This is a genomic window from Alicycliphilus denitrificans K601, from assembly GCF_000204645.1.
Taxonomy (GTDB): domain Bacteria; phylum Pseudomonadota; class Gammaproteobacteria; order Burkholderiales; family Burkholderiaceae_C; genus Alicycliphilus; species Alicycliphilus denitrificans.
In genome coordinates this window covers 1,712,310-1,737,846 of the sequence record NC_015422.1, presented here as the reverse complement: position 1 = coordinate 1,737,846, position 25,537 = coordinate 1,712,310, and the positions used below count along the sequence as shown (strand labels likewise).

22 protein-coding genes, 2 tRNA genes and 1 pseudogene are annotated in these 25,537 nt (G+C 65.8%); 13 read left to right on the top strand and 12 right to left on the bottom strand.

Going from position 1 to position 25,537, the window contains the following annotated elements:
* The first annotated feature begins 158 nt into the window (after nucleotides 1–158).
* The 7 genes from ALIDE2_RS08225 to galU all read left to right on the top strand — a co-directional run bounded on the left by ALIDE2_RS08225 (nucleotide 159) and on the right by galU (nucleotide 8,329).
* Nucleotides 159–1,814: a cbb3-type cytochrome c oxidase subunit I gene (locus tag ALIDE2_RS08225; protein WP_013519633.1), complete on the top strand. Its 1,656-nt coding sequence runs from the start codon at nucleotides 159–161 to the stop codon at nucleotides 1,812–1,814.
* The gene (locus tag ALIDE2_RS08220; RefSeq protein WP_013721796.1) at nucleotides 1,804–2,451 is read left to right on the top strand and encodes a cbb3-type cytochrome c oxidase subunit II; all 648 of its coding nucleotides are present in this window, start codon (nucleotides 1,804–1,806) and stop codon (nucleotides 2,449–2,451) included. Before ALIDE2_RS08225 ends, ALIDE2_RS08220 begins: the two co-directional genes overlap by 11 nt.
* Nucleotides 2,452–2,464: 13 nt before the next feature.
* Nucleotides 2,465–3,058, top strand: a complete 594-nt coding sequence (locus ALIDE2_RS08215) for a c-type cytochrome (protein ID WP_013519635.1) — start codon at nucleotides 2,465–2,467, stop codon at nucleotides 3,056–3,058.
* A gap of 7 nt (nucleotides 3,059–3,065) precedes the next feature.
* Nucleotides 3,066–3,701, top strand: a complete 636-nt coding sequence (locus ALIDE2_RS08210; RefSeq protein ID WP_013519636.1) for an SCO family protein — start codon at nucleotides 3,066–3,068, stop codon at nucleotides 3,699–3,701.
* Complete coding sequence (locus ALIDE2_RS08205) at nucleotides 3,698–4,303, top strand: hypothetical protein (RefSeq protein WP_013519637.1); 606 nt, start codon at nucleotides 3,698–3,700, stop codon at nucleotides 4,301–4,303. The genes ALIDE2_RS08210 and ALIDE2_RS08205 overlap by 4 nt, the downstream gene beginning before the upstream one ends.
* A 163-nt stretch (nucleotides 4,304–4,466) precedes the next feature.
* Nucleotides 4,467–7,337: a valine--tRNA ligase gene (locus ALIDE2_RS08200; RefSeq protein WP_041701341.1), complete on the top strand. Its 2,871-nt coding sequence runs from the start codon at nucleotides 4,467–4,469 to the stop codon at nucleotides 7,335–7,337.
* A 107-nt stretch (nucleotides 7,338–7,444) separates the two neighbouring features.
* The gene (gene galU / locus ALIDE2_RS08195; protein ID WP_013519639.1) at nucleotides 7,445–8,329 is read left to right on the top strand and encodes a UTP--glucose-1-phosphate uridylyltransferase GalU; all 885 of its coding nucleotides are present in this window, start codon (nucleotides 7,445–7,447) and stop codon (nucleotides 8,327–8,329) included.
* 90 nt (nucleotides 8,330–8,419) lie between these two features.
* Here galU and ALIDE2_RS08190 read toward each other — a convergent pair whose 3' ends face one another.
* From ALIDE2_RS08190 to cysM, 3 genes are read right to left on the bottom strand one after another with little or no spacing between them, the layout of a single operon-like run.
* The gene (locus ALIDE2_RS08190; RefSeq protein ID WP_013519640.1) at nucleotides 8,420–8,647 is read right to left on the bottom strand and encodes a sulfurtransferase TusA family protein; all 228 of its coding nucleotides are present in this window, start codon (nucleotides 8,645–8,647) and stop codon (nucleotides 8,420–8,422) included.
* Between the two features lie 5 nt (nucleotides 8,648–8,652).
* Nucleotides 8,653–9,216: an NUDIX hydrolase gene (locus tag ALIDE2_RS08185; RefSeq protein WP_013519641.1), complete on the bottom strand. Its 564-nt coding sequence runs from the start codon at nucleotides 9,214–9,216 to the stop codon at nucleotides 8,653–8,655.
* Between the two features lie 5 nt (nucleotides 9,217–9,221).
* The gene (gene cysM, locus ALIDE2_RS08180; protein WP_013519642.1) at nucleotides 9,222–10,127 is read right to left on the bottom strand and encodes a cysteine synthase CysM; all 906 of its coding nucleotides are present in this window, start codon (nucleotides 10,125–10,127) and stop codon (nucleotides 9,222–9,224) included.
* 43 nt (nucleotides 10,128–10,170) lie between these two features.
* On the opposite strand from cysM, the gene ALIDE2_RS08175 reads away from it, so the two are divergent.
* From ALIDE2_RS08175 to ALIDE2_RS08160, 4 genes and pseudogenes are all read left to right on the top strand, one after another.
* A tRNA-Leu gene (locus ALIDE2_RS08175) sits at nucleotides 10,171–10,255 on the top strand.
* Between the two features lie 101 nt (nucleotides 10,256–10,356).
* A pseudogene (locus ALIDE2_RS25430) lies at nucleotides 10,357–10,506 on the top strand (IS3 family transposase); the annotation flags it as partial.
* Nucleotides 10,502–11,338 carry an enoyl-CoA hydratase-related protein gene (locus tag ALIDE2_RS08165; RefSeq protein ID WP_013721794.1) on the top strand — a complete coding sequence of 279 codons (837 nt, stop codon included), beginning with the start codon at nucleotides 10,502–10,504 and terminating at the stop codon, nucleotides 11,336–11,338. The pseudogene ALIDE2_RS25430 and the gene ALIDE2_RS08165, both read left to right, overlap by 5 nt.
* A gap of 142 nt (nucleotides 11,339–11,480) precedes the next feature.
* Nucleotides 11,481–12,074 (top strand): TetR-type transcription factor C-terminal domain-containing protein, encoded by a 594-nt coding sequence (locus ALIDE2_RS08160; RefSeq protein WP_013519696.1) that lies wholly within the window; start codon nucleotides 11,481–11,483, stop codon nucleotides 12,072–12,074.
* Between the two features lie 49 nt (nucleotides 12,075–12,123).
* On the opposite strand, the gene ALIDE2_RS08155 is transcribed toward ALIDE2_RS08160, so the two are convergent.
* Genes ALIDE2_RS08155 through ALIDE2_RS08135 form a run of 5 tightly spaced genes read right to left on the bottom strand, consistent with a single transcriptional unit; the run spans nucleotide 12,124 to nucleotide 19,655 of the window.
* Nucleotides 12,124–13,653 (bottom strand): class I adenylate-forming enzyme family protein, encoded by a 1,530-nt coding sequence (locus ALIDE2_RS08155; protein ID WP_013721793.1) that lies wholly within the window; start codon nucleotides 13,651–13,653, stop codon nucleotides 12,124–12,126.
* Nucleotides 13,654–13,703: 50 nt separating this feature from the next.
* Nucleotides 13,704–14,663, bottom strand: coding sequence for a hydroxymethylglutaryl-CoA lyase (locus tag ALIDE2_RS08150; RefSeq protein WP_013721792.1), 960 nt, complete (start codon nucleotides 14,661–14,663; stop codon nucleotides 13,704–13,706).
* 15 nt (nucleotides 14,664–14,678) lie between these two features.
* On the bottom strand, nucleotides 14,679–16,685 hold the full coding sequence (locus tag ALIDE2_RS08145) for an acetyl/propionyl/methylcrotonyl-CoA carboxylase subunit alpha (protein WP_013721791.1): 2,007 nt from the start codon (nucleotides 16,683–16,685) through the stop codon (nucleotides 14,679–14,681).
* Nucleotides 16,686–16,693: 8 nt separating this feature from the next.
* A complete protein-coding gene (locus ALIDE2_RS08140) occupies nucleotides 16,694–18,274 on the bottom strand; it encodes an acyl-CoA carboxylase subunit beta (RefSeq protein ID WP_013721790.1) in 1,581 nt (526 codons plus the stop codon).
* A 19-nt stretch (nucleotides 18,275–18,293) separates the two neighbouring features.
* Complete coding sequence (locus ALIDE2_RS08135) at nucleotides 18,294–19,655, bottom strand: phenylacetate--CoA ligase family protein (RefSeq protein ID WP_013721789.1); 1,362 nt, start codon at nucleotides 19,653–19,655, stop codon at nucleotides 18,294–18,296.
* 99 nt (nucleotides 19,656–19,754) lie between these two features.
* On the opposite strand from ALIDE2_RS08135, the gene ALIDE2_RS08130 reads away from it, so the two are divergent.
* Entirely contained in the window at nucleotides 19,755–20,540 is a 786-nt protein-coding gene (locus ALIDE2_RS08130; RefSeq protein WP_013721788.1) for an enoyl-CoA hydratase/isomerase family protein, read from the top strand.
* 126 nt (nucleotides 20,541–20,666) lie between these two features.
* Nucleotides 20,667–21,887 (top strand): ABC transporter substrate-binding protein, encoded by a 1,221-nt coding sequence (locus tag ALIDE2_RS08125; protein ID WP_013519703.1) that lies wholly within the window; start codon nucleotides 20,667–20,669, stop codon nucleotides 21,885–21,887.
* A 357-nt stretch (nucleotides 21,888–22,244) separates the two neighbouring features.
* On the opposite strand, the gene ALIDE2_RS08120 is transcribed toward ALIDE2_RS08125, so the two are convergent.
* The 4 genes from ALIDE2_RS08120 to pgsA all read right to left on the bottom strand — a co-directional run bounded on the left by ALIDE2_RS08120 (nucleotide 22,245) and on the right by pgsA (nucleotide 25,503).
* Entirely contained in the window at nucleotides 22,245–24,167 is a 1,923-nt protein-coding gene (locus ALIDE2_RS08120) for a SurA N-terminal domain-containing protein (RefSeq protein ID WP_013519704.1), read from the bottom strand.
* Nucleotides 24,168–24,226: 59 nt separating this feature from the next.
* Nucleotides 24,227–24,302: transfer RNA gene (locus ALIDE2_RS08115), tRNA-Val, on the bottom strand.
* Nucleotides 24,303–24,316: 14 nt separating this feature from the next.
* The gene (locus ALIDE2_RS08110) at nucleotides 24,317–24,589 is read right to left on the bottom strand and encodes an HU family DNA-binding protein (RefSeq protein WP_013519705.1); all 273 of its coding nucleotides are present in this window, start codon (nucleotides 24,587–24,589) and stop codon (nucleotides 24,317–24,319) included.
* Between the two features lie 344 nt (nucleotides 24,590–24,933).
* A complete protein-coding gene (gene pgsA, locus ALIDE2_RS08105; protein ID WP_041700769.1) occupies nucleotides 24,934–25,503 on the bottom strand; it encodes a CDP-diacylglycerol--glycerol-3-phosphate 3-phosphatidyltransferase in 570 nt (189 codons plus the stop codon).
* Nucleotides 25,504–25,537: the final 34 nt, after the last annotated feature.

Below are 25,537 nucleotides of genomic sequence, written 5' to 3'. Positions count from 1 at the left end.
GCCGCCAGCATGGGTTTGCGTGCAAATAAACATGAATAAAAAATGAATCTTATGATGCGCCCCCTCAGCCCATAACACAAGACCGCACCGAAGCCATTGCGCCACCTCAACCCGCAAGGGCGAAGCGCGTGCACAAGAGCGGAAAGGAAAACACACCAATGGACAGTGCCATCCTGAGCCTGCTGGGCGCCTTCCTGTTGTCGATCATCGGCCTGTTCGGCTTCATCTGGTCGCTGCGCAAGGGCCTGCTGGTCGAGAACCCCAAGGCCGCATCTGCGATCTTCGCCTCGGGCGAGATCGGGCACATCGACGACCCAGCGCTGGGCCATGCCGGGCAGAAACGCTTGCAGGCCGCGGCCGCCGAGCCCGGCGACTCCACTCACCCGCCGGACGCCCGGGAGATCGCCGACCGCGTCGCCGCCGACCGCTCCAGCGCCTTCCCCGTCTTCATGTTCATCGCCTTCGCCTGCATGTGGCTGCTGTTCGGCGGCATCGCGGGCCTGACGGCGTCGCTCAAGCTGCACTGGCCCGACTGGCTGGTGAGCGAGGCATGGATGACCTTCGGCCGGATCCGCACCGTACACCTGACGGCCGTGCTCTACGGCTGGATCACCAACGCCGAGCTGGGCGTGATCATCTGGCTGATGCCGCGCCTGCTGCGCACGCCGCTGATCGGGCCCATGTGGATCATGCTGGGCGGCGCGCTGGTCAACGTGGCGATCGCCAGCGGCATAGGCGCCATCGGCGCGGGCTGGACGGACGGCATGGAGTACCTGGAGATGCCATGGCAGATCGGCATCTTCTTCGCCGCGGGCATGGTCTGCATCATCGGCCCGGTGCTCTACACGCTGGTGAACCGCAAGTCGGAATCTCTGTACGTGACGACCTGGTACCACACGGCCGGCCTGCTGTGGATCACGCTGCTGTTCATCGTCGGCAAGATGCCGGGCGTGCACTTCGGCGTGCAGCAGGCGGCCATGAACTGGTGGTACGGCCACAACGTGCTGGGCCTGTGGTTCACGCCCGTGGCGGTGGGCGCGATCTACTACTTCCTGCCCAAGATCATCGCGCGGCCGATCCGCTCGTACAACCTGTCCATCCTGGGCTTCTGGACGCTGGCCTTCTTCTACGCCCAGGTGGGCGGCCACCACCTCGTTGGCGGGCCGGTGCCGGGCTGGCTGGTCACCCTGTCCATCGTGCAAAGCATGATGATGATCATCCCGGTGCTGGCGTTCTCCATCAACATGGGGCTGACGATGAAGGGGCGCATGCGCCTGGGGGTCTATTCGCCCACGCTGCGCTTCATGATGTTCGGCGGGCTCATGTACCTGCTGTCGTCGCTGCAGGGCTCGTTCGAGGCGCTGCGCTCGGTGCAGGCGGTGACCCACTTCACCCACTTCACCGTGGCCCACGCACACCTGGGCGCCTACGGCTTCGTCACCATGGTGCTGTTCGGCGCCATCTATTTCATGATGCCGCGCATCCTGCATTGGGAATGGCCCTTCCCCCGGCTGATCTCCTGGCATTTCTGGCTTGCGGCCGTGGGCATCCTTATCTACTTCGTCGGCCTGTCCTATGGCGGCTGGCTGCAGGGCCTGGCCATGCTCGATGCGTCCCGGCCGTTCATGGACTCGGTGGCCGTGACCATTCCGTGGCTGCAATGGCGCAGCGTGGGCGGCGCGCTGATGGTGGCCAGCCACTTGGTCTTCGTTGGCCATTTCCTGGCCATGGCGCTGCGCTTCGGCCCGGACCGCGCCGGCGCCGCGCTGTTCTCGACACAACCCAAGGCCAGGGAGCTCGCCCATGGAGAATGAAGTCAAACTCGCCGCCGGCACCATGGTGACCTTCGCCATCGCCGTCTCGGCGCTGGTCATCCTGCCCTACATCCAGGTGCGCGACGTCAAGCCGCCCGAGGGGCTCAAGCCCTATACCAGCGCCGAGCTGCGCGGACGCTCGGTCTACATCGCCAACGGCTGCGTGTACTGCCACAGCCAGCAGCCGCGCTCGGAGAGCTTCGCGCCCGACGCCAAGCGCGGCTGGGGCCGCGCATCGGTGCCGGGCGACTACGTGTACGACAAGCCGCACCTGCTGGGCAGCATGCGCACAGGACCGGACCTGATGAACATCGGCGTGCGCCAGCCCAGCAAGGACTGGCACCTGGGCCACCTGTACCAGCCGCGCGCCTACGTGCCGGGCTCGATCATGCCGTCCTACCCCTACCTGTTCGAGATCAAGGACAAGGCCGAGCCGGGCGAGGAGGCGCTCAACCTGCCGCCAGGCACCGCGCCCGCGGGCAAGGTGGTGGTGGCCAGGCCCGAGATGCTGGACCTGGTGAAGTACCTGCTGTCGCTCAAGCGCGAGTACCCGGTCCTGTCGCCCGAGCCGCACGAAGCCGCGGGCGCCAAGACACCTTCCGCGCCGCCGGCCGGCAAGCCGGCGTCCGCCTCCTGAAAGGACCGCCACGATGAGCCAAGACCCGGTCACCCGCGCGCAGCAGCGCGAAAACGAAGACCCCGAGGAAGCCATCCGGCCCATGCCGCTGTCCGCCCTGCTGGTGGCGGTCGCCATGGTGCTGTGGGCGGTGGTCTATATCCTGTACACCGAGCCCCTGGATCTCTCCCAGTGGGGCGACCAGCGCACCCGCGCCGAGCTCTCCGGCCCCGCGCCCGCGGCGCCGGGCGCTGCCGTGGACGGCAAGGCGCTGTTCGCCGCGCAGTGCGCCGCCTGCCACCAGGCCACGGGCCTGGGCCTGCCGGGGGTGTTCCCGCCGCTCGACGGTTCGGAGTGGGTTCAGGGCGAGCCGCGCGTGCTCGCCAACATCCTGCTGCACGGCATCACGGGCGAGATCACCGTCAAGGGCACCAGGTACCAGGGCGCCATGCCCAGCTTCCAGCAGCTCGGCGACGCCGAGCTCGCGGGCATCGCCAGCTTCATCCGCAGCAGCTGGTCCAACAAGGCCGATGCCGTGCAGCCCGAGCTGTTCGCCAAGGAACGCAAGGCAAGCGACCGGACCACGCCCTTCGAGGGAGAGGCCGCACTCAAGGCCCTGCAGCAATGAGCCAGCGATGCTGCGCACCGCCCTGCTGAGCGCCGTGCTGGTGCTGTGCGGCCTTGCCGCGGCGCGCTGGCTGACATACGACTTCCAGGTCTGGACCGACGAGGGCGCGCGCCGCCTGGAGGTGGCGCTGCGCCCCGTCCAGGCGCCGCCCGTGGCCGTTCAGGGCCCGGGCGTCGCGGCGCCCGACCTGCCCGCGCTGCTGGCCGCGGGCGGCGGCGCCACGGTGGTGGACTTCTTCTACACCCATTGCGAGACCGTGTGCCTGTCGCTCGGCAGCAGCTTCCAGCAGCTGCAGGCCGCCCTGCAGGCCGACCAGTCGAAAGGCGAGGCATCGGGCGTGCGGCTGCTGTCCATCAGCTTCGACGGCGCGCGCGACGACCCCGCCGCGCTGCAGGCCTATGCCCGCGGCCTGCGCGCCGACCCGGCCCTGTGGCGCTTCGTGCGCGTGCCGGACGGCGCGCAGCAGCAAGCACTGCTGCGCCGCCTGGGCGTGGTCGTCGTGCCCGACGGCCGGGGCGACTACGAGCACAACGCCGCGCTGCTGGTGTTCGACGCCCGGGGCCGCATGGTGCGCGTCTTCGACATTGCCGAGCAGCAGCTGGCGCTGGACTACGCCCGCCACCTCGCGCGGAGGCCGCGGTGAGGCCGCCCGCCTGGTGCACGCCCGCGCGCCAGGGCCTGGCCGGCCTGCTGCTGGCCGCGCTGCTGGCCAGCCCCCCGCTGCGCCAGTGGCTGGAGGCAAGCATGTGGCGCCACATGCTGCTGCAGTTCCCGCCGTGGATGCTGGCCGGCGCCCTGCTTGCCGCCGCCCTGCCGCCGCGCGCGCGCGGCGGCATCGCGCGCTGGAACGCCCACGGCATCGCCGGGCTGGTGGGCGTGGGCGTGGCGCTGTCGGTGCTCATGGTGCCGCGCGTGCTCGACCTCGCGCTGCAGGACGCGGGCACGGAGGCCGCCAAATGCGCGGCGCTGCTGCTCGCGGGCGCGGCGATCCGCCTGTCCTGGGGGCCGGCGGGGCTGGTGGTGCAGTGCTTCTTCCTGGGCATGCAGCTACCCATGATGGTCGTCGTGGGACAGCTCTATATCGACTCGCCCCTGCGCCTGTGCAACGCCTATCTGCTCGACGACCAGGAGCGCCTGGGCCGCTGGCTCATCGCCGTGGCGGCCCTGCTGGCGCTGGCCTGGCTCGCGCATGCGGCCTGGCGGCTGGTGCGGCGCGAGGATGCGCGGCTGGCCGGCATCGATTGACCAAGTTCGTGTCACCCGCATGATCCTCAAAAACAGCCGCAGCGCTTGACTATCATTCGCCAGCAGCTATCGATTTTGAATCATGGCGGTAACGGAATAAAATCACCCATCCTCCGAACCCTTGCCTATGACGGCATCCCACGGGATGCCGTTTTTCATTGCCATGAGCGACACCCCAGCACAACCCGGCCTGCAATCCCTGTCCAAGTCCTTCGAACCCGCCGCGCTGGAGGCGCATTGGGGCCCCGAATGGGAGAGGCGCGGCTACGGCCGCGCCGGGGCGCGCGGCACGGGCCAGGCCGACGCGGGTGCGCCCGCCTTCGCCATCCAGCTGCCCCCGCCCAACGTGACCGGCACGCTGCACATGGGCCATGCGTTCAACCAGACCATCATGGACAGCTTGACGCGCTACCACCGCATGCTGGGGCACAACACGGTCTGGGTGCCGGGCACCGACCACGCGGGCATCGCCACGCAGATCGTCGTGGAGCGCCAGCTGCAGGAACAGGGCGCGAGCCGCCACGACCTGGGCCGCCCCGGGTTCGTGGAGAAGGTGTGGGAGTGGAAGGAGAAGAGCGGCAACACCATCACCACGCAGATGCGCCGCCTGGGCGACACGGTGGACTGGAGCCGCGAGTACTTCACCATGGACGACAAGCTCTCCAGGGTGGTGACCGAGACCTTCGTCAAGCTCTACGAGCAGGGCCTGATCTACCGCGGCAAGCGCCTGGTCAACTGGGACCCGGTGCTGCAGTCGGCCGTGTCCGACCTGGAGGTGGAGAACGAGGAGAAGGACGGCTCGCTCTGGCACATCGCGTACCCGCTCGCCGACGGCTCGGGCCAGCTCGTCGTGGCCACCACGCGGCCCGAGACCATGCTGGGCGACGTGGCCGTGATGGTGCACCCCGAGGACGAGCGCTACCGGCACCTGATCGGCAAGAGCGTGAAACTGCCGCTGTGCGACCGCGAGATCCCGGTGATTGCCGACGCCTACGTGGACAAGGAATTCGGCACCGGCGTCGTCAAGGTCACGCCCGCGCACGACCAGAACGACTACGCCGTGGGCCAGCGCCACCAATTGCCGATGATTTGCGTGCTGACGCTCGCGGCCACCATCAACGACAACGCCCCGCAGAAGTACCGCGGCATGGACCGCTTCGCCGCGCGCAAGGCCGTCGTGGCCGACCTGGAGGCGCTGGGCCTGCTGGTCGAGACCAAGAAGCACAAACTCATGGTGCCCATCTGCACGCGCACCGGCCAGGTCATCGAACCCATGCTGACCGACCAGTGGTTCGTGGCGATGAACAAGGCGGGCCAGGGCGACGCCACGGGCAAGAGCATCGCGCAGAAGGCCATCGACGCGGTCGCCGGCGGCCAGGTGAGCTTCGTGCCCGAGAACTGGGTCAACACCTACAACCAGTGGATGAACAACATCCAGGACTGGTGCATCAGCCGCCAGCTCTGGTGGGGCCACCAGATCCCCGCGTGGTACGACGAGGACGGCAACGTGTACGTGGCGCGTAGCGAGGCCGAAGCGCAGGCCCAGGCGCCGGGCAGGCCGCTCAGGCGCGACGAAGACGTGCTCGACACCTGGTACTCGTCGGCGCTCGTGCCCTTCAGCACCATGGGCTGGCCGGACCAGGGCGAATCGGCCACCGACGACTACAACCTCTATCTGCCCTCCTCGGTGCTGGTCACGGGCTACGACATCATCTTCTTCTGGGTCGCCCGGATGATCATGATGACCACGCACTTCACGGGCCGCGTGCCGTTCAGGCACGTCTACATCCACGGCCTGGTGCTGGACGCGCACGGCAAGAAGATGAGCAAGTCCGAGGGCAACGTGCTCGACCCGGTGGACCTGATCGACGGCATCGCGCTGGAGCCCCTGCTGGACAAACGCACCCAGGGCCTGCGCCGCCCCGAAACGGCCCCCACCGTGCGCAAGAACACGCAAAAGGAATTCCCCGACGGCATCCCCGCCTACGGCGCCGACGCGCTGCGCCTGACCTTCGCCGCGCTCGCCAGCCTGGGCCGCAGCATCAACTTCGACAGCAAGCGCTGCGAGGGCTACCGTAACTTCTGCAACAAGCTGTGGAACGCCAGCCGCTTCGTGCTGATGAACTGCGAGGGCTTCGACTGCGGGCTGGACGCCACCCAGGGCTGCACGGAGAGCTACCTCGATTTCAGCCAGGCCGACCGCTGGATCGTCTCGCGCCTGCAGAAGGTCGAGGCCGAGGTGGCCAAGGGCTTCGCCGAATACCGCCTGGACAACGTCGCCAACCAGATCTACGACTTCGTCTGGAACGCGTTCTGCGACTGGTACCTGGAGATCGCCAAGGTGCAGATCCAGACCGGCACCGAGGCCAGGCAGCGCGCCACGCGCCGCACGCTGATCCGCGTGCTCGAAGCCATCCTGCGCCTGGCCCACCCCATCATCCCCTTCGTGACCGAGGCGCTGTGGCAGGTGGTCGCGCCCATCGCCGGCCTGCCGGGCGCGTCGATCGCGATTGCCGCCTACCCGCAGGCCCAGCCCGCCAAGATCGACGAAGCGGCCGAAGCCTACGTGGCGCGCCTGCAGCAGATGGTGGACGCCTGCCGCACACTGCGCGGCGAGATGGGCGTATCCCCCGCCCAGCGCCTGCCGCTGCTGGCCATGGCCGACACGGCCGAGGACGCCGCCTTCCTGCGCGCCAATGCGGCGGTGCTGCAAAACCTGGCCAAGCTCAGCGAGGTCAAGGTGTTCGACGACGCGCCCGCCTGGGCCGCCGCCGCGCAGGCCGCGCCCGTCAACGTGGTCGGCAGCGCCCGCCTGGCGCTGTTCGTCGAGATCGACGTGGCCGCCGAAAAGGCCCGCCTGTCCAAGGAAGCCGCGCGCCTCGCGGGCGAGATCGCCAAGGCCAACGGCAAACTGGGCAACGAGGCCTTCGTCGCCAAGGCGCCGCCCGCCGTCATCGAGCAGGAGAAAAAGCGCGTGGCCGACTTCGGCGCCACGCTTTCGCGCATCCAGGAGCAGCTCGCCCGCCTGGGTTGACATCAAAAACAAGAGCTATCACCGCTTGCCAGTAAACGTTTTCAGCATGAAAACCATATGGAATCCTTGCTGAACAAGCGCAAAGCACTCACTTATTTGGAGCGACCATGACCACCTCCCCCATCCGCAAGGCCGTCTTCCCCGTTGCCGGCCTGGGCACGCGCTTCTTGCCCGCCACCAAGGCCAGCCCCAAGGAAATGCTGCCGGTGGTCGACAAACCGCTGATCCAGTACGCCGTCGAAGAAGCCTACGAGGCGGGGATACGCGACATGGTGTTCGTCACCGGCCGCAGCAAGCGCGCCATCGAGGACCACTTCGACACCGCCTACGAACTCGAAAACGAGCTGGAGCAGGCCGGCAAGAAGGAAATGCTGGAGTTGGTGCGCAGCATCGCCCCGGCCGACATGAACTGCCTGTTCGTGCGCCAGCCGCGCAGCCTGGGCCTGGGCCACGCCGTGCTGTGCGCCGAGCCCCTGGTCGGCGACGAGCCCTTCGCCGTGCTGCTGGCCGACGACCTGATGGTGGGTGAGGACGGCGGCCCCGGCGTGATGGCGCAGATGACCGCCGCGTTCGCCAAGCAGGGCCGCTCCCTGCTGGCTGTGCAGGAGGTGCCGCAGGAGCACACGCGCCGCTACGGCATCGTGAAGGGCGAGGCCGCCGGCGGCGCCCTGATGCGCGTGGACGAGATCGTGGAGAAGCCCGCGCCCGAGGTCGCCCCCTCGCGCATGGGCGTGGCCGGCCGCTACGTGCTCACCCCGCGCATCTTCGAGGAGATCCGCAACCAGCCGCGCGGCGTGGGCGGCGAGATCCAGCTCACCGACGCCATCGCGCGCCTGATGCAGCAGGAGACCGTCTACGCGTACCAATACAGCGGCAAGCGCTACGATTGCGGTAGCAAGGAAGGCTTCCTGGAGGCCACGGTCGAGCTTGCCCTGAAGCACCCGCAGGTGGGCGCGCAGTTCCGCGACTACCTGCGCTCACTGGAGCTGTAACGCCCGCCCGCATCGCATCGCATCGCATCGCGCCATTGTTTCGATAGCTGCCAGCGCTTGCCCAGCAAGCGTTGGAGGCCCATCTGCTGCTCAGCGCCGGCGCAGCACGTGGATGTACTCATCGCCCATGGTCTGCTGCTCGACCAGCTCGTTGCCCGTCTGCTTGGCGAACGCCTGGAAGTCGCGCAGCGAGCCGCTGTCGGTGGCCACCACTCTGAGCAGCTGGCCGCTTTCCATGTCGGCCAGGGCCTTCTTGGCCTTGAGGATGGGCAGGGGGCAGTTCAGGCCCCGGGTGTCGATTTCCTTGTGGATGTCCATGCTTGCTAATCCTTCGGCGCGTCGAGCCCGCGGCGGCGCTCCGCGTTTTCCTCGTCCGTGAAGAACACCGGCTCGTGCCCGCGCGAGCGCAGCCAGTCGGCCAGTGCATAGCCCGTGCCGGCGGGCCAGCACTTGAGCTCGCCCAGCTCATAGAAACGGTGGTCCACCAGCTCGGGCGACAGGCGCACCTCGCCCTCGGCCTGCACGTGGTAGGCGATGATGACCTGGTTCATGCGCAGGAACTCGTACGCGCCCACGAGCTTGACGGCGCGCGCGTCGAGGTTGGTCTCCTCCTTGACCTCGCGCGCGATGCCCTCCTCGGGCGACTCGCCCGCCTCCATGAAGCCGGTGATCAGCGCGAACATCTTGGGCGGCCACAGCGCGTTGCGCGCCAGCAGCACGCGGCCATCGACCTCCACGATGGCGGCCAGCACCGGCGTGGGGTTGTTCCAGTGCGTCCAGCCGCAGGCGCCGCAGCGCAGGCGTTCCTTGTCGCCGCTGTCTTCCAGCAGCGTGATGAATTCGAGCGGCGTGGCGCAGTGGGGGCAGAAGCGGGTTTCGTAGCGCATGGCGGTCAGGCGGGGAAGACGCCGGTGGACAGGTAGCGGTCGCCCCGGTCGCAGACCACGAAGACGATCGTCGCGTTCTGCTCGCGCTCGGCGATCCGCTGCGCCACCCAGCACGCGCCGGCCGCGGAGATGCCGCCGAAAATGCCCTCCTCGCGCGCAAGGCGCCGGGCCATGTCCTCGGCGTCGTCCTGGTGCACCAGCACCAGCTCGTCCACCATCTGCGGGTCGTAGATCCTGGGCTGGTACTCCTCGGGCCACTTGCGGATGCCCGGGATGCGCGAGCCCTCGCAGGGCTGCGCGCCGATGATGCGCACGCCCGGGTTCTTCTCGCGCAGGAAGCGCGACACGCCGGTGATCGTGCCCGTGGTGCCCATGGCGCTCACGAAGTGCGTGACGCGCCCCTCGGTCTGCTCCCAGATCTCGGGGCCCGTGGTCTCGTAGTGGATGCGCGGGTTGTCGGGGTTGGCGAACTGGTCCAGCACCACGCCCTTGCCCTGCGCGACCATCTGCTCGGCCAGGTCACGCGCATATTCCATGCCCCCGCTCTTGGGCGTGAGGATGAGCTCAGCGCCGAAGGCCTTCATGGTCTGTGCGCGCTCCACCGACAGGTCCTCGGGCATGATCAGCACCATGCGGTAGCCCCTGATGGCCGCAGCCATCGCCAGCGCGATGCCGGTGTTACCCGAGGTGGCCTCGATCAGCGTATCGCCGGGCCTGATCTCGCCGCGCTCCTCGGCGCGCCGGATCATCGACACGGCCGGCCTGTCCTTGACCGAACCCGCGGGGTTGTTGCCCTCCAGCTTGCCCAGGATGACGTTGCCGCGCGCCGCGTTGTCCTGCGCCCCGATGCGCTGCAATACGACCAGCGGCGTGCGCCCGATGGCGTCTTCAATGGTGGGATAGGTTTTCATACGACGCTACTGTGCCATAATTTGCGACTTCGTTTTTTGCGTCGCCCGGGTGGTGAAATTGGTAGACGCAGGGGACTCAAAATCCCCCGCCGCAAGGCGTGCCGGTTCGATTCCGGCCCCGGGCACCACATCCAAGGCCGCACAGTTCCAAGAACGTGCGGCCTTTTCTTTTTCAACCGCCGAAGAATGACGGACATGAAGAAGAGCAGATTCAGCGGAGAACAGGTCATCGAGTTTCACGTATATCGCGACCCGGCAGGGCTGGCTGCACGCGGTCTTGGTCATCGACGTGTTCTCGCGGCGCATCGTCGGCGGGAAGGTTGGCACCTGGATGCGAACGGGCTTCGTGCCCGTAGCCCTGGAGCAAGCCCTGCATGCCATCCGCCATTAATCGTACGGATGTCCGTTATTTTATGTATCATGACCACATGCAACTGGTCATTGATACCCGCCTGCCCGGCGGCGTCCGGCGCATTACGCTGAATCGCCCCGAAGCCAAGAATGCGTTCGACGCCGAGATGATGCAAGCCATCTCCCAGAGCTTCAGAAACGCTGCCAAGGACCCCGAAACACGGGTCGTGGTGCTCAGCGGCGCAGGCAGTCACTTCTGCGCGGGCGGCGACATCGAGTGGATGAAGGAAACCCTGGCGGCTTCGCAGATGCTGAAACGCGAGCGGGCACAGGCCGTCTCGGACATGCTTGGATCGGTGCATGCCCTGCCCCAGCCTCTTGTAGCTGAAGTCAAGGGAGCCGCCATGGGAGGCGGCTTTGGCTTGGTGTGCTGTGCTGATTTCGTCGTTGCAGACAGTCGGGCGAAGTTTGCACTGAGCGAAACGAGGCTAGGGATCGTGCCCGCCGCCATTTCGCCGTATGTGGTTGCCGCACTCGGTGTGCGCCGGGCCAACCGCCTCGCATTGGCAGGAACGCTGATCGACGCGCAAGAAGCGAAGGAACTGGGTCTGGCCACTCATGTGGCGGCTCCCGGCGGCACCGCAGAAGCCGTGGATTCGTTGCTGCATGAGCTGCTGTGCTCCGCCACCGGCGCACAACGGCTGACCAAGGCACTCTTTCGCCAGATGGCTTCTCCGGTATCCGACGAGAGCAACGCCGCACTGGCAGTCGAGGCCCTTGTCAACGCATGGAACCAGCAGGAAGCCATCGCCGGACTTGATGCCTTCCTCAACAAGGCAGCGCCCCCGTGGCGCGCCTGACATACGCGTGTGCGGCTACCCGCTGAGCCGCCATCCGGCTTCAGTAACATTGGGCTCATGACGAGTACCAAATTCTGTTTCTTCGGTCCGCAATGGTCTGCACACGAGGTCCACGGGGCCCCATCCATGGAGGACCGCGGACATGGCTAGACCTGCCGGCGTAAGCGGTGCCGATACAAAGCAGGCCATTCGCGCGGCGGCCATACAGCGCATCTATCGCCATGGCTATGAGGCGATGAACCTGCGCGGCCTCGCGGCGGATGTCGGGCTGCGCGTGGGCTCATTGCACAACTACATCCCGCAGAAGCAGGAATTCCTCGCCAACCTGCTCGACGAAATCATGACCGAGTTGCTGGCCGACTTCGAGACGCATATGGCCGGTGTCTCGGATCCGCAGGAGGCATTACGGCAGTTCGTGAGCTTTCATGTGCAATGGCACACGGCCCGTAAGGAGGAGGTGTTCATCGGCAACATGGAACTGCGCAGTCTCGCGCCAGAGCAATATGCGCGCGTGGCAGCCAAGCGCAAGCAGTATGAGAAGCACCTGACGGCGATCCTGAGCAAAGGCAAGAAGCTCGGCGTGTGGACCATCGAGAACCCGGGCATCACGGCCAAGGCCATCCTGGCACTGCTGACCGGCGTGAGCAACTGGTACCGGCCGGACGGCAGCCTTTCCCAGCCCCGTCTGACGAAGCTCTATCAGCTGATGGTGGAGCGCATGCTGCGCAACCCCTGACCGGCTCCTCGACGCGGCGGTCGCCTTGCCGAGCGGCCGTTGGACAGGCTCAGCTGCGCAGCAATGCCTCAACCTGGCGCTTCTGGATCTTCCCGGTACTGTTGCGGGGAAACGCTGCAGCGGAGATCACGCGGAACTCCTTGGGAACCTTGTAGCCCGCCAGGTGTTCTCGGCAATACGCCTGTAGAAAGTCGAGCGGACGCGATTCACCCTTGAGGGCGACGAAGGCCACCGGCACTTCGCCCCAGCGATCATCGCTTCTGCGCACCACGGCCGCCTCGATCACGTCGGGGTGGGCCAGCAGAACGCGCTCGATCTCGGCGGGATAGACGTTTTCGCCCCCGGTCTTGATCAAGTATTTGCTGCGATCCACGAAATCGAGCGACCCATCTGCATGGCGCACGAACACGTCGCCCAGATGGAACCAGCCGTCGGCTAGCTCTGCGCTTTCGATGCGGCCATTGCTCCAGTAACCCGAGAACAGGCCGGGACCACGCACGAGCATGTTGCCGGGCGTGCCGATCGGCACGTCCTGGTTGTCGTCGTCCACCAGCCGCACATGGCACCAGCTGGACTCGCGCTTCGAGAGGCTCTCGGGCACCTGCCCGGCTTTCAGCAGCGCGCCCGAGGCCGGGGCCAGCCCCGTTTCAGTGGAGCCGAAACTGTTGAGGTAGGGAGCCCCCACCAGCGAGGTGAGTTCAGCGATCTGCTGACACGGCACAAGATCAGCCATCGCGCCCACCATGCCCATCCTCGGCGCGAGGACGGGCGACGCCGACTTCAGCGCATTGATCAGGGGTTCAATGACCCCAGGCATGGCCATCAGCCAGCCAATGCGCTCCCGCTCGAGCGTCTTGCAGATCTCCGACGCCGAAAAGCCATCCTGCACGATCACATGGCCGCCCAGCATGAGTGTGGCCAGCGAATGGTCCGTGGCGGCCATGTGGAAGAAAGGCGACCATGCGATGAATCCATCCTCGGCCCCGATCCTATACTCGCAGGCATAGGCCATGGCGCGCGCAATGCTGGCCCGCTGACTGATCACGGCACCCTTGGGAAGACCCGTCGTTCCACTCGTGTAGAGGATCAGGAAGCCATCTTCGGGATGCACTTCAGGCCTGAGGAAATCGCGATCCTCCAACGCCCGCGTGGACTCTTCAGAAGCATCAGGCGAATCCAGGTCAATCACCCGGGCAACGCCGTGCTCCAGGGTGCCGAGCTGCTCCCGATAACGGGCGGACACGATGACGACGGCCGGCTCGACGAGTCGAAGGCAGTGCAACTGCTCTGCGCCCTGAAGACGCCAATTCAGGCAGGCGATCATCACCCCCAGCCTTGCTGCCGCGAGCTGCAACTCCAGATACTCGGGCCGGTTCTCGGACCATACGGCCATCCGCTGCCCGCGCAGCAATCCACACGCCTGCAGAAACGCCGCCCAGCGCTGCACCCGGGCTTCCAGCTCGCGGTAGCTCAACGTCCGGTCCGCATGGCTGAGTGCCGGCTTGTCGGGGTGCATCTGCACGCGCTTGAGGAACAGATCCGTCAAACACAGCTGGGAAGCTGCGGCCGTGGCATTCATGGGAGACTCCTGCATGCGGAATGGGGCTGGGTCGGGGTGAGAGACAAGGCTCAGCGGCTGCGCGTCGGGAACGCCTTGAGGCTGCCGCTGTGCATGACGCGGCCATCCAGGCGCCGCCCGATGATGCGCTCGGCCAGCCTTGCGGCCTCAATGAGGCATTCCAGATCGATCCCGGTCTCCAGCCCCATTTCGTTGCACATGAAGACCAAGTCTTCCGTACAGATGTTGCCTGCGGCGCCTCCATGCGCATGGCCGCTGAAGGGGCACCCGCCCAGTCCCGCCACGGAGGCGTCGAACAGGTCGACACCCGCCTGCAGCCCCGCCAGTGCGTTGGCCATTCCGGTTCCGCGGGTATCGTGCAGATGCAGGCCGATGCGGGCATGGGGGAAGAAGCGCCGGGCAAGCTCGACCCGCTCGGACACCGACCGCGGGTTGGCCCAGCCAACCGTATCCGCGAGGTACACCTCGTCCAGCCGGATCCGATGCTCGTCCTGCAACGATGCCATGTCGGCCAGCACCTCCTTGAGCCGCTCCTGCGGGATCGCACCTTCGAAGTTGCAGCCGAAGGCCGTCAGCACGTAGGCCTTGCGAACCGGCACGCCACGCGCGGCGTAGCGCTCCACCCAGCGCCGCTGGTCCTGCGCCTGGGCCTGCGCCGATACGCCATTGTTGAGCCGGCAGAAGGCATCCGAGGTGTAGAAGTACAGCACCCCTTCAAGATCCACTTCCGGCACGGCCACCGCACGTTCGAATCCCTTTTCGTTCAGCCAGAGCCCCGTATAGCGCACACCGGGCTGCTTGCGGATGGCACGGAAGAGCTCAGGCGCGTCCGCCATCTGAGGTACTTTCACCGGGTTGACAAAGGACGCGACCTGTATCTGGGGCAATCCGGCTTGCGCCAGTGCCTCCACCAGACCGGCACGGTCGGCAATGCTGAAACCGGGCTTTTCGATCTGGAAGCCCTCGCGCGGGCCTTCCTCGTGGATTTCGATGCGCATGGGCAAACTCATGGGTGCACTCCTTCGTCAAGCCTCGTCCGCGATGCGGAACAGCTCCTGATTCCGCTCCACCTTGCCGCCCACGCTGCAGCCGACCCAGCGGACCACGCCGTCGATAGCCGCCACGACAGGCATTTCCATCTTCATCGACTCGAGCGTCGCAAGGCGGTCGCCAGCCGCGACCTTCTGGCCCGCCTCCACATGGATCGCGACCATCAGGCCCATCATCGGCGCGACTGCGACACCTGAATGATCCGCGCCCCCGCCTCCCTGCGCAGCGTGCAGAGGCTTGATGTCCAGCGCCAACTGGGCTTCCTCGAAATCGGCCCAGGCGCGCCCGGCCTGGCACCGCGCAGACATGCGCATCGTCCGGCGGCCCAGCGTCACCAGCCAGCTTCCATCGGCCAACGGCTGCCCAACTCGGACGTCGAACAATTCATCGTCGATGCGAACAGGCCATAGGCCATCGGGCCGGGTCGCGCCGAAGCCCACCTGCCAGCGCCCCGACGGCGTCGAGACGTCGTAGCGCGGCGTGATCGAGAGCATGCCCGCCTTGCCCGCCGGATCGCGCCGCATGCGCCAGCCGGTGAGCGCCGCATCGCCCCACGCGCCCGATGCGGCGCTGGCGCGATGCACCGCATGGCGCCAGACAGTCATCAGCGCGGCGACATGCCCAACGCACTCGCGCGACTTCGCATGCGCGGCGAGCCATTCGTCGATGGTCTCGGTGTCGACGGTGTTGGCCGCCACCTGCGGCATGCCGAGCAGGCTGATCAGGAACGCGCGGTTGCTCGTCACGCCCAGCACCGTGGTCTGCTGAAGCGCTTCGCGCAGCCGTTTCAGCGCACGTTCCCGCGTGCTGTCGTACGCGATCAGTTTGGCAATCATCGGGTCGTAATGCGGGCTGATCTCGCAACCTGCGATGACGCCGTTGTCGGCCCGCACGCCCAACCCGACGCTGAATGCCTCGATCCGCCCGGTGGAGGGCAAAAAACCCTGCGCCGCGTCTTCTGCGTACAACCGGGCCTGCACAGCATGGCCGCAAGGCGCAGGCACCTGCGCCTGCTGCACCGCCAGCCGGCGATCGGCGACCGTGCGTACCTGCAGCTCAACCAGGTCGAGGCCGAGCACGCTCTCCGTCACCGGATGTTCGACCTGCAGCCGGGGGTTGACCTCCAGGAAGACGGCGGCGTCCTGCGTGACGGCGAACTCGACCGTGCCGAGACCCAGGTACCTGGCGGCCTCGCCCAGCGCTACGGAGTGCGCCCACAGCTGCCCCCTAAGTTCGTCGGAGATGCTGCAGACCGGCGCCTCCTCGATCACCTTCTGGTGGCGACGCTGCAGCGAGCACTCGCGGTCGTAGAGGTGCACCACATTGCCGGCTCCATCGCCCAGGATCTGAACCTCGACATGGCGCGGCTTGTTCAGGTAGCGCTCGACGATCACACGCCCGTCGCCAAACGAGGAACGGCCTTCACGAATGGCCGCCTCGACGGCTTCGCGCGCAGCCTCGATGCTGCGGATCACACGCATGCCCTTTCCGCCGCCCCCGGCAACCGCCTTGACCACGCAGGGCAAGGGCAGATCGCTGATGGCGCTAAGCACCCGCTCGGCATCCTCCGTCGCATTGGCCAGCCCGCCGGCGGTAGGAATGCCCAGCCGCTGCGCAGCCAGCTTGGCCGCCGACTTGTCGCCGAAGAGTTCGAGCGTTTCAGGCGTGGGGCCTATGAAGGTGATGCCGAATTCGGCGCAACGCCGCGCAAGCAGCGGGTTCTCCGACAGGAAGCCGAAGCCCGGATGAATGGCATCGGCCCCTACGGCCTGTGCGGCCTTCAGCACGGCATCGATATCGAGGTAGCTCTGCCGCGCCGGCCCGTCTCCGATCCATACCGATTCGCCGATCTCCTGGACATGCAGGGCGTTGGCGTCGGCGGTGGAGTGCACGGTGGCCACCGCGACGCCCATGCGCCGAAGGGTGCGGGCGATGCGGCAGGCGATCTCGCCGCGATTGGCAATCAAGACTTTGCTGAACATCTTCGTCCTCACATGCGAAACACACCGAACTGCGTGCTCTCGGCCGGCACTCTGGCTGCCAGATCGAGCAGCAGCGTCAGGGTGTCGCGGGTCTCCACCGGGTCCAGAATGCCATCGACCCACAGATGCCGCGCGAAATTACGGGCTGCGGCAAAGCTTTCGTACTGCTGCCGGATCGGCGCCTTGAAAGCCTCCTCTTCCTCGGCACTCCAGTCCAATCCCTTCGCCTGCAGGTTCTGCCTCTTGACCATCGCCAGCGTGGTGGCCGCCTGCTCGGGCCCCATGATGGCGGCACGCCCGTTGGGCCACATGAACATGGCATTGGGCCGGAACGCTCGTCCACACATGGCGAGATTCCCCGCGCCGTAGGAGCCGCCGGTGATGACGGTGAACTTCGGCACCTTGGCCGAGCTCATCGCGGTGATGAACCGTGCGCCTGCCTTGGCGATACCGCCTTGTTCAGCCTCCACACCGACCATGAAGCCGGCGACGTCCGCAAGGAAGAGCAAGGGAATGTTCCGCTTGCAGCACAGGTCGATGAAGTGGGTCGCCTTGACGGCGCTCTCGGTGAAGAGCACGCCATCGTTCGCCAGCACGCCGACCTGCCATCCGCCGATGCGCGCGAAGCCGGTGATCAGCGTCGGCCCGAACTCGGCCTTGAATTCGGTCAACTCGCCGCCATCCAGCAGGCAGCGAAGCACTTCGCGCGTGGGCGTCGGCTTCTTCGGATTGGCGCTCACCAGTTCATAGATGTCGGTCGCAGGGCGTGCCGGCCCCTGCGCAGGTATGCGGTCACGCAAGGGAGGGGGCATCGGCGGCAACTCGCCCACGAGCCGGCGCGCAATGGCCATGGCCTGGCCGTCGTTCTCGGCGATGTGATCGGTCACGCCGCTGACGCGGCTGTGCATCTCGGCACCGCCCAGACGTTCGGCGTCGATCACTTCGCCCGTTGCCGCCTGAACCAGTTGCGGGCCGCCAAGGAACATGAACCCCTTGCCGCGAACGATCACGATCTCATCGCACAGCGACGGAATGTAGGCTCCGCCTGCCGTGCAGGCACCCAGCACCACGGCAATCTGCGCGATACCCTGCGCGGACATTTCGACCTGGTTGCGGAAGATGCTTCCGAACAGGCCATCGTCGGGAAAGATATTGGCCTGGTCCGGCAAGAAGGCGCCGCCGCTGTCCACCAGCGTGATGCAGGGCAGCCGGTGCTGCAGTGCGAACTGCTGTGCACGAACATGCTTGCGGCACGTCATGCCGAAGTAAGTCCCACCTTTCACCGTGGGATCATTGGCAATCACCATGCATGCGCGCTGCTGAATCAGCCCGACGCCGGTGACGATGCCAGCGCCCGGAGCCACGCCGTCGTACATGCCTTCGCCAGCCAGTTCGGCAAGTTCCACGAACGGAGAACCCTCGTCCAGCAGCAGGTCGATGCGTTCGCGCACCAGCAGGCGGTTGCGCTCATGATGTTTCTTGCGCGCGCTTTCGCTGCCGCCGAGCCAGGCACGCTGGCGCGCCTCGGCAAGATCCTCGATCAGCAGGCGGTAGGCCTGGGCATTCACGTCACTGTCCTTGGTTTCCACAGCTTGCTCCGATCCACTCTCAGCCATTGATGTCCGGCATTTGCCGCAGCGTCAGCGCGACCTTCTGCGCGCCGGGTGCCGCGAAGAAGCCGTGGCGCACCATGTGCACCTCGGCCTTGACCGACAGCGCATTACGCACGCGCATCTCGACCTGGCGTGCCGTCTGGGCGTCGGCTTCGGCACCTTGCCCCGGTGCGCGCTCGACCACCAGCTTGAGGTTGCCCTGGGTCGTATGCCCCTCGAAGTCCGCGAGCACCCGCACCGCACCACCGACCAGAGGCGCCATCGCCGACACGATGTCCTGCACGGCCGACGGGAAGATGTTGACTCCGCGGACGATCAGCATGTCGTCGGTGCGCCCGAAGCAGCGAATCGCCGGCGTGGTGCGTCCGCCGGGACCGCCCATGGCGGTGACCGTGACGTGGTCGCCCGAACGGAAGCGCAGGACAGGCGACGCCTGGCGCTGCAACGAGGTATAGACCAGCTCTCCCGTCGCCCCTTCGGTCCAGGACAGCGGCGCCAGGCTTTCCGGGTCCACCAGTTCGACCAGAATGTGATCGGGGGCAACGAAGTACATCCCCTTCTGATCATCCGACTCCGCCCAGTAGACGCATCCGAGATCGGTACCGCCCATCAGTTCGCAGCAGGTAGCACCCCACGCTTCCTCGAGCGCGGCGCGGATGGCCGGGTTGCCGCCGCCAGGCTCACCACCAACGATCAGACGCTCGACCCCGAGCTCGCTGGCCGTCAGGCCCACCACGTCCTTGGCAATGCCGGCCAGATAAAGAAGGAAGTTGGGCGTGCCGACAATGCAGCGCGGCCGTGCATCACGCGCCGCGATCAGCAGCCGGTCCGCCCCGCCATCGGCGCCGATGGGGATATCAATGGCGCCGATCTGTGTCACGCCCTGATAGATGGGAATACCGCCGACAAAGCCCTTGCTCATCGAGAAGGCGTGAAGCACCAGGTCATGCGAGCGCACGCCACAGGCAAACAAGCCGCGCGCGGTGACCTCCGACCAGGCTGCCCGGTCGGAACGGGTGAGGCCGACATAGGCCGGACTGCCCGTCGTGCCCGACGAAGCCTGGATCTGAACGATTTCGAACATGGGCGCCGCCCGGTGCAGGCCCAGCAAGGGCGCTGCAGCGAGGCTCTCGCGCAGTTCCTGCTTGTAGGTGAAGGGCACGCGGGCCAGGTCCGCCAGAGTCAGAACCGAAGCGAGATCGACGCCGGCCGCCTGCATCTTGGCCTGATAGAAATCGGAATGATCGACGAGGTACTTCAACTGCTGCCGGAGCAGCACTTCTTGGCCGCGCTGCAGGACATCCCAGGGCTGAGTCTCGATCGCGCTGAACGAGATGGTTTCGGGGTTAGCACTCATGGTTGCTCTCTCATGATTGATCACAATACGGTCGTCCGTCCGTTTATGCTAGCATGACTACGAATGACTCTCAAGGCAAACAGCCAAAGGAATTTCCCCATGCAAGACTCCATCGAGATCACGCGGCCTGCCCCCGGTGTCGGGCTTCTGACGATTTCGCGTCCTGAGAAACACAACGCCATCGATCCGGCGACCGACCAGAAGATGGCGCAGGCCTTTGCCGAGCTCGACGCAGACGCAGGCGTGCGCTGCATCGTGGTCACGGGCGCAGGCAACCGGGCCTTCTGCGCAGGAGCCGACATTCCCGAATTGCTTCCCCACATCAAGCACAACATGGCGGCCCAGCGCGACGACCCGCAGTTCTGCGGCATCACCCATCGCATTGCGACGTCCAAGCCCGTTCTGGCTGCGATCAACGGTGTGGCATTGGGCGGCGGCCTGGAGATCGCCTTGGCCTGCGACATGCGTATCGCCTCGAGCAGCGCCAGCTTCGGTCTGCCCGAGATCAAGGTCGGTGTGCTGGCAGGGGGCGGAGGCTGCACCCGCCTGCCGAGAACCATTCCGGTCGCCCTGGCTGCAGAGATGATCCTCACTGGCGAGCCCATTGGCGCGACGCGTGCGCTAGAGGCTGGGCTGATCAGCCAGATCACGGAGCCCGACGCCCTGATTCCCCGCGCACTGGAAATCGCAGCCGCCGTGGCGAGCCGGGCACCCAAATCGGTACGCGCCTGCACGGCACTGCTCCGCCGCGCGCGCTATGACGAACTCCAGGACGCATTGGCCGACGAGCGCCGGGCGTTCGCCGACGTTCTGTTGTCGCACGACGCCGACGAAGGCATCCGCGCGTTCGCCGAGAAGCGCGCACCTCGTTATGAAGACCACTGACCGGCTCCACTCCCCTGTTTACCTGAACGTATAGGTCCACGACACCGGCGGCACCATCGTCTTTCGAGGCGACGCGCAAATTGCCCGATTCTTTTTTTGATCCGCTCAACTGAAGGAGACTCAACGATGAAGCGAAAGATGATCTGCGCGGCACTGGCCGCGGTTGGCATGCTGAGCCTGAGCACCGTCCAGGCCCAGATATCGGACAACGTGATCCGCATCGGAGTCATGAACGACATGTCCGGTCCGTTCTCCGAAATTGCCGGACCAGGCTCGGTCGTGGCAGCAAAGATGGCCGTAGAGGATTTTCTCCGGGCCAGCAAATCGGGCCTCAAGGTAGAAGTGGTTTCGGCCAACCACCAGAACAAGCCCGACGTGGGCGCGGTCACCGCGCGCAAGTGGTTCGACACCGACGGCGTCGACATGATCGTCGACGTCCCCGTTTCGTCGGTCGCTCTGGCCGTCAACCAGGTCGCACGTGAAAAAGGCAAGGCCTACATCAACACGGGCGCCGGCAGCCCCGACCTCACCGGCAAGGACTGTTCGCCAACCACCGTGCACTGGCTCTTCGACACATGGATGCTGGCCCACAGCACCGGGCGAGCGGTGGTCAAGAGCGGTGGCGACACGTGGTTCTTCCTGACCGCCGACTATGCATTCGGCCACGCGCTCGAGCGCGACACCGCTAACGTAGTGAAGGCTTCGGGCGGCAAGGTGATCGGGAGCGTCAAGGCACCGATGAACACGCCGGACTTCTCGTCCTTCCTGCTGCAAGCGCAAGCGTCGAAAGCCAAGGTCATTGGCCTGGCCAACGCGGGCGGCGACACCATCAACGCGGTCAAGCAAGCTGCAGAGTTTGGAATCGTGAAGGGTGGGCAGCGGCTGGCCGGCCTGTTGATCTTTCTTCCCGACGTACATAGCCTGGGGCTGCAACGAGCGCAGGGCCTGAACATCGCAGAATCCTTCTATTGGGACCTGAACGACGGGACGCGTGCCTGGACCGCCCGCTTTGCTCCGCTGAACGGCGGAAAATACCCGAGTGCGGACCACGCGGCCGTCTATTCCTCCGTGCTGCACTACCTGAAGTCGGTCGAAGCTGCCAAGACCGACGATGGGGCCAAGGTGGTTGCCAAAATGAAGGAACTGCCGACCGACGATCCGCTCTTTGGCAAAGGCAAGGTCCGGGAGGATGGGCGCAAAACCCACCCGGTCCATCTGTTCGAAGTGAAGAAGCCCAGTGAGTCGACAGGACCCTATGACTACTACAAGAAACTGGTGAGCATTCCGGCCGAGGAAGCCTTCCGCCCTATGGCCGAAGGAGGTTGCCCGCTCGTCGCCAAGAAGTGAGGTTCATCGAGAAGACATGCACTTCTGCCCAACCCCCAGCCTTTTTCGCAATCTCCGGGCTGTATCGAAAGGTGGCCCGCACCGCAGATGCCTACTAGCGTCGTCGATCGGATCTTGGGCCGCCAGATGGTAGGCGCGCGCACCTGCCTCCGCCGATAGACTTTGGAATACTCTATTTCACTGCACTGACGATAACGACATCTGGCTCACATAGCTGCTTGCGTTGCAGATTGAGCGGCACCACGGAAATGGCGTTGCGCACCACGGCGGCAACTGGCAGCGGCGGGCATGCAGTGCGAGTACCTTGCCCTCCAGGAACGCAGAGGAGCAAGGTCATTTCGCTTCTCGCAGGCCTTGTCAGCTTTGCGTCTCGCCTTGCGCCGCCGGGCGCGGCGCCTTGATCTGCACCTTGAAGCGCTGCTTGAGCAGCTCGTAGTACGCCTGCGCTTCGGCCGAGACCCAGAGCTGCAGGTACTGCTCGCGCTCCATGCGCGCCGTCGCTTCATCCGCAGCATCCCGCGGCACGATGCGGTTGACCTTCAGCACGGCATAGCCCTGCCCCGCAAGGTCCACGCCGGTCCAGACGGGCAGCTTGTCCGTGGGCGCCCGCAGGGCCGCATCGACCACCGCGCGCGGCTGGTTCTGCGGGCGGTCGCGGGACACCGTCACGGGGGCGGAAAGGCCCGCGGCGCCGTCGGGGCTGGCCTTCCAGGCGGCCAACCTGACTTGGCCCTCCTGCCGTGCGAACTCCGCTGACTTGTCCGCGACGTAGAGCGAGCGCACCTGCTCGCGCGCCTTGTCCAGCGGCAGCGTCATGGCGGGCTGATAAGCGGTGATCCGCGCCGCCGCCAGGGTGCTGTTGCCGATTTCGATGGCCTCGGTGTTGCGCTTGCTCTGCACCGAGTCCGGCTGGAACAGCGCCTCCAGCAGGCGCGGGTTGGCCAGCGCGCCCTTCTCGCCCGGAGCCGACGTGCGCGTCACGCCCGTGGCGGTGTGGATCTTGAGCTTGAGCTTGTCCGCCACCGGCTGCAGGCTGTCCGGCTGCTCGTAGACCGTGTTGGCGAAGGTTTCGGCCACCTCAGCGAACTTGCGCTGCGCCTGCTGCTGCCTGAGCTCGGCCTCCAGCGACGGGCGCAGTTCCTCGAAGCTCGGCTGGCGCGGCGTCTTGACATCGGTGAGCATGATGACGTGGTAGCCGAAGTCGGTTTCCACCACATCGCTGATCTCGCCCTTCTTCAGCGAGAACACCGCATCCTCGAACGGCTTGACCATGGCGCCGTGGCCAAAGAATCCCAGGTCCCCGCCGGAAGCGGCCGAGCCGGTGTCCTGCGACTCCTTCCTGGCGATCTCGGCAAAGCGGCCGGGCGCCTTGCGCACCTCCGCCAGCAGTTCCTGCGCCTTGGCCTTGGCCTTTTCGCGCTCGGCTGCGGGCGCATCCTTGGCAGCGTTGACCAGGATGTGGCTTGCGCGGCGCTCCTCCTTGCCGGACAGGCGGCTGAGGTTTTCCTTGTAATAGGTGCGCAGATCGTCCTCGTTGAGCGTGATGCCGGCCTTCACCGCATCCAGGTCCAGGACCACGTATTCCACCGTGGCCTGCTCCGGCTGCTGGAACTTGGCGAGGTGGGCCTTGTAGTAGGCCTCGAGGTCGGCATCCGTCACCGCGACCTTGGACACGAAGGCCGACGGATCGAATCGCGCGACCTGGATCTCCCTGCGCTGGAAGAGGGCGTCCAGCGCAAGCTTGGATTCCGCGGGGCCGGCGAACGCGGATGCCACCACGCTGCCCATGACCTGGCTGACCGATATGTCATGGCGCACGCGCGCCTCCAGGCCCTCCGGGGTGAGGCCCTGGGCGCCGGCCAGGGCGCGGTAGGCCTCGGCGTCCAGCGTGCCGTCCGGACGCTTGAGCGCGGCGATCTGGGGAATGCTCTGCAGTTCGCGCGCCAAACGCGCATCGCTGGTCAGCATGTGCATCTTCTGCGCGGCGACCTGCAGCACGCGGTCGCGCACCAGACGCTCCAGCGTGGCATAGCGCGCCTGCGGCGAATCGAGCAGCTTGGCATCGATGCCCGGCGACTGCGCACGGATGCGGTCGCTCTCCATGCGGTGCGCGTTGTCCCAGTCGGCCTGCGTGATGTCCTTGCCATCCACCCGCGCCACGACCGGGCTGCCCCCGCCAAAGTAGTTCCGGTCTATCCCCACGAGGATGAACGAGGGAATGATCAGCAAGAACAGCAAGCCCATCACCCACTTGGTGTGCTTGCGGATGGATTCCAACATGGTCGATCTTTCAACGGCTGCAAAAGAAAAGGCGAACTCGCGTTCGCCTTTGTCTGGGGTGGTGGGTGCTAACGGGGTCGAACCGCTGACCTACGCCTTGTAAGGGCGCCGCTCTACCAACTGAGCTAAGCACCCCCCATATCTCACAATCAGTTCAGGGCGTCCTTCAACGCCTTGCCTGGACGGAACTTCGGCACTTTAGCAGCCTTGATTTTAATCGTGGCGCCCGTGCGGGGATTGCGGCCGGTACGGGCGGCACGCTTGCCGACAGCGAAGGTCCCGAAACCGACCAGCGACACCGTCCCACCCTTCTTCAAGGTCTTCTTGACCGCGTCGATCGTGGACTCCAGAGCACGCGTAGCAGCGGCCTTGGAGATATCTGCTTGGGAAGCAATGTGCTCTATCAATTCGGATTTGTTCACAGGAAGCCCCTCGGGAAAAGAGTGGATGAATGTCTTATGCAAATCTGATCTTCAATGCCTTGCGCCAGTGACCGTGGGCCAATGGCGGCTAGCGCATGAAAATACTGGAACAGCAGCAGAAATTGCCGTCGCAGATTAAAACCATCGCCCTGCAGGGTGTCAACAAAGACGTACCGCCGCAGCGACAGCATGGCTGCGGATTCTAGTCGCATTTGCACGGTGCTCCGGGGCTCTTCCGCCTGTTTTGTCTCGCAAACGCCGGCGCTAGGCGGATTCCGTATTGACAAACGACACCAGGGACGCCTTTTCGGCCCGGCCGTGTCGCAACGGCGCCTCAGGCGAGGCTATTTGGCGACGCGGGCACGTATCTCCGGCAGGGCCTTTTGCAGGTAGTACACCATGGACCACACGGTCAGCACGGCCGCGAGCCAGATGAGCCAAGTGCCCCATACGCCAGTATCGATGATGTCGAACAATCGTCCATCGTAGAGCAGGAAAGGAATTGCAACCATCTGCACCGTGGTCTTGAGCTTGCCCAGCATGTGCACGGCCACGCTTTTGCTCGCGCCGATCTGCGCCATCCACTCGCGCAACGCGCTGATGGCGATCTCGCGGCCGATGATGATGAGGGCCACGAAGACGTCGGCGCGCTGCATGTGCACCAACACCAGCAGCGATGCGCAGACGAGGAATTTGTCCGCCACCGGATCAAGGAAGGCGCCGAAGGCGGACGTCTGGTTGAGCTTGCGCGCGAGAAAGCCATCAAGCCAGTCGGTAGCGGCGAACACCACGAACATCGCCGTGGCGATGAGATTGCGCGTGGCCGGCTCCATCGGCGCATAGAACACGCCCACGATCAAGGGTATCGCGACGATGCGCGTCCAGGTCATGACCGTGGGAATGGTGAAAAACATGAGGAGCGATTGTGTCATGCATCGCGATGCTCCA

Excerpts from the sequence above, each read along its gene's own strand:
- ALIDE2_RS08165 (WP_013721794.1), top strand. The coding sequence starts at position 10,502 with ATGCCATCCGCCATTAATCGTACGGATGTCCGTTATTTTATGTATCAT.
- ALIDE2_RS08125 (WP_013519703.1), top strand. The coding sequence starts at position 20,667 with ATGAAGCGAAAGATGATCTGCGCGGCACTGGCCGCGGTTGGCATGCTG.
- ALIDE2_RS08160 (WP_013519696.1), top strand. The coding sequence starts at position 11,481 with ATGGCTAGACCTGCCGGCGTAAGCGGTGCCGATACAAAGCAGGCCATT.
- ALIDE2_RS08130 (WP_013721788.1), top strand. The coding sequence starts at position 19,755 with ATGCAAGACTCCATCGAGATCACGCGGCCTGCCCCCGGTGTCGGGCTT.
- ALIDE2_RS08155 (WP_013721793.1), bottom strand. The coding sequence starts at position 13,653 with ATGAATGCCACGGCCGCAGCTTCCCAGCTGTGTTTGACGGATCTGTTC.
- ALIDE2_RS08220 (WP_013721796.1), top strand. The coding sequence starts at position 1,804 with ATGGAGAATGAAGTCAAACTCGCCGCCGGCACCATGGTGACCTTCGCC.
- ALIDE2_RS08145 (WP_013721791.1), bottom strand. The coding sequence starts at position 16,685 with ATGTTCAGCAAAGTCTTGATTGCCAATCGCGGCGAGATCGCCTGCCGC.
- ALIDE2_RS08120 (WP_013519704.1), bottom strand. The coding sequence starts at position 24,167 with ATGTTGGAATCCATCCGCAAGCACACCAAGTGGGTGATGGGCTTGCTG.
- ALIDE2_RS08225 (WP_013519633.1), top strand. The coding sequence starts at position 159 with ATGGACAGTGCCATCCTGAGCCTGCTGGGCGCCTTCCTGTTGTCGATC.
- ALIDE2_RS08185 (WP_013519641.1), bottom strand. The coding sequence starts at position 9,216 with ATGCGCTACGAAACCCGCTTCTGCCCCCACTGCGCCACGCCGCTCGAA.
- ALIDE2_RS08215 (WP_013519635.1), top strand. The coding sequence starts at position 2,465 with ATGAGCCAAGACCCGGTCACCCGCGCGCAGCAGCGCGAAAACGAAGAC.
- ALIDE2_RS08150 (WP_013721792.1), bottom strand. The coding sequence starts at position 14,663 with ATGAGTTTGCCCATGCGCATCGAAATCCACGAGGAAGGCCCGCGCGAG.
- ALIDE2_RS08210 (WP_013519636.1), top strand. The coding sequence starts at position 3,066 with ATGCTGCGCACCGCCCTGCTGAGCGCCGTGCTGGTGCTGTGCGGCCTT.
- ALIDE2_RS08135 (WP_013721789.1), bottom strand. The coding sequence starts at position 19,655 with ATGAGTGCTAACCCCGAAACCATCTCGTTCAGCGCGATCGAGACTCAG.
- pgsA (WP_041700769.1), bottom strand. The coding sequence starts at position 25,503 with ATGTTTTTCACCATTCCCACGGTCATGACCTGGACGCGCATCGTCGCG.
- galU (WP_013519639.1), top strand. The coding sequence starts at position 7,445 with ATGACCACCTCCCCCATCCGCAAGGCCGTCTTCCCCGTTGCCGGCCTG.
- cysM (WP_013519642.1), bottom strand. The coding sequence starts at position 10,127 with ATGAAAACCTATCCCACCATTGAAGACGCCATCGGGCGCACGCCGCTG.
- ALIDE2_RS08200 (WP_041701341.1), top strand. The coding sequence starts at position 4,467 with ATGAGCGACACCCCAGCACAACCCGGCCTGCAATCCCTGTCCAAGTCC.
- ALIDE2_RS08190 (WP_013519640.1), bottom strand. The coding sequence starts at position 8,647 with ATGGACATCCACAAGGAAATCGACACCCGGGGCCTGAACTGCCCCCTG.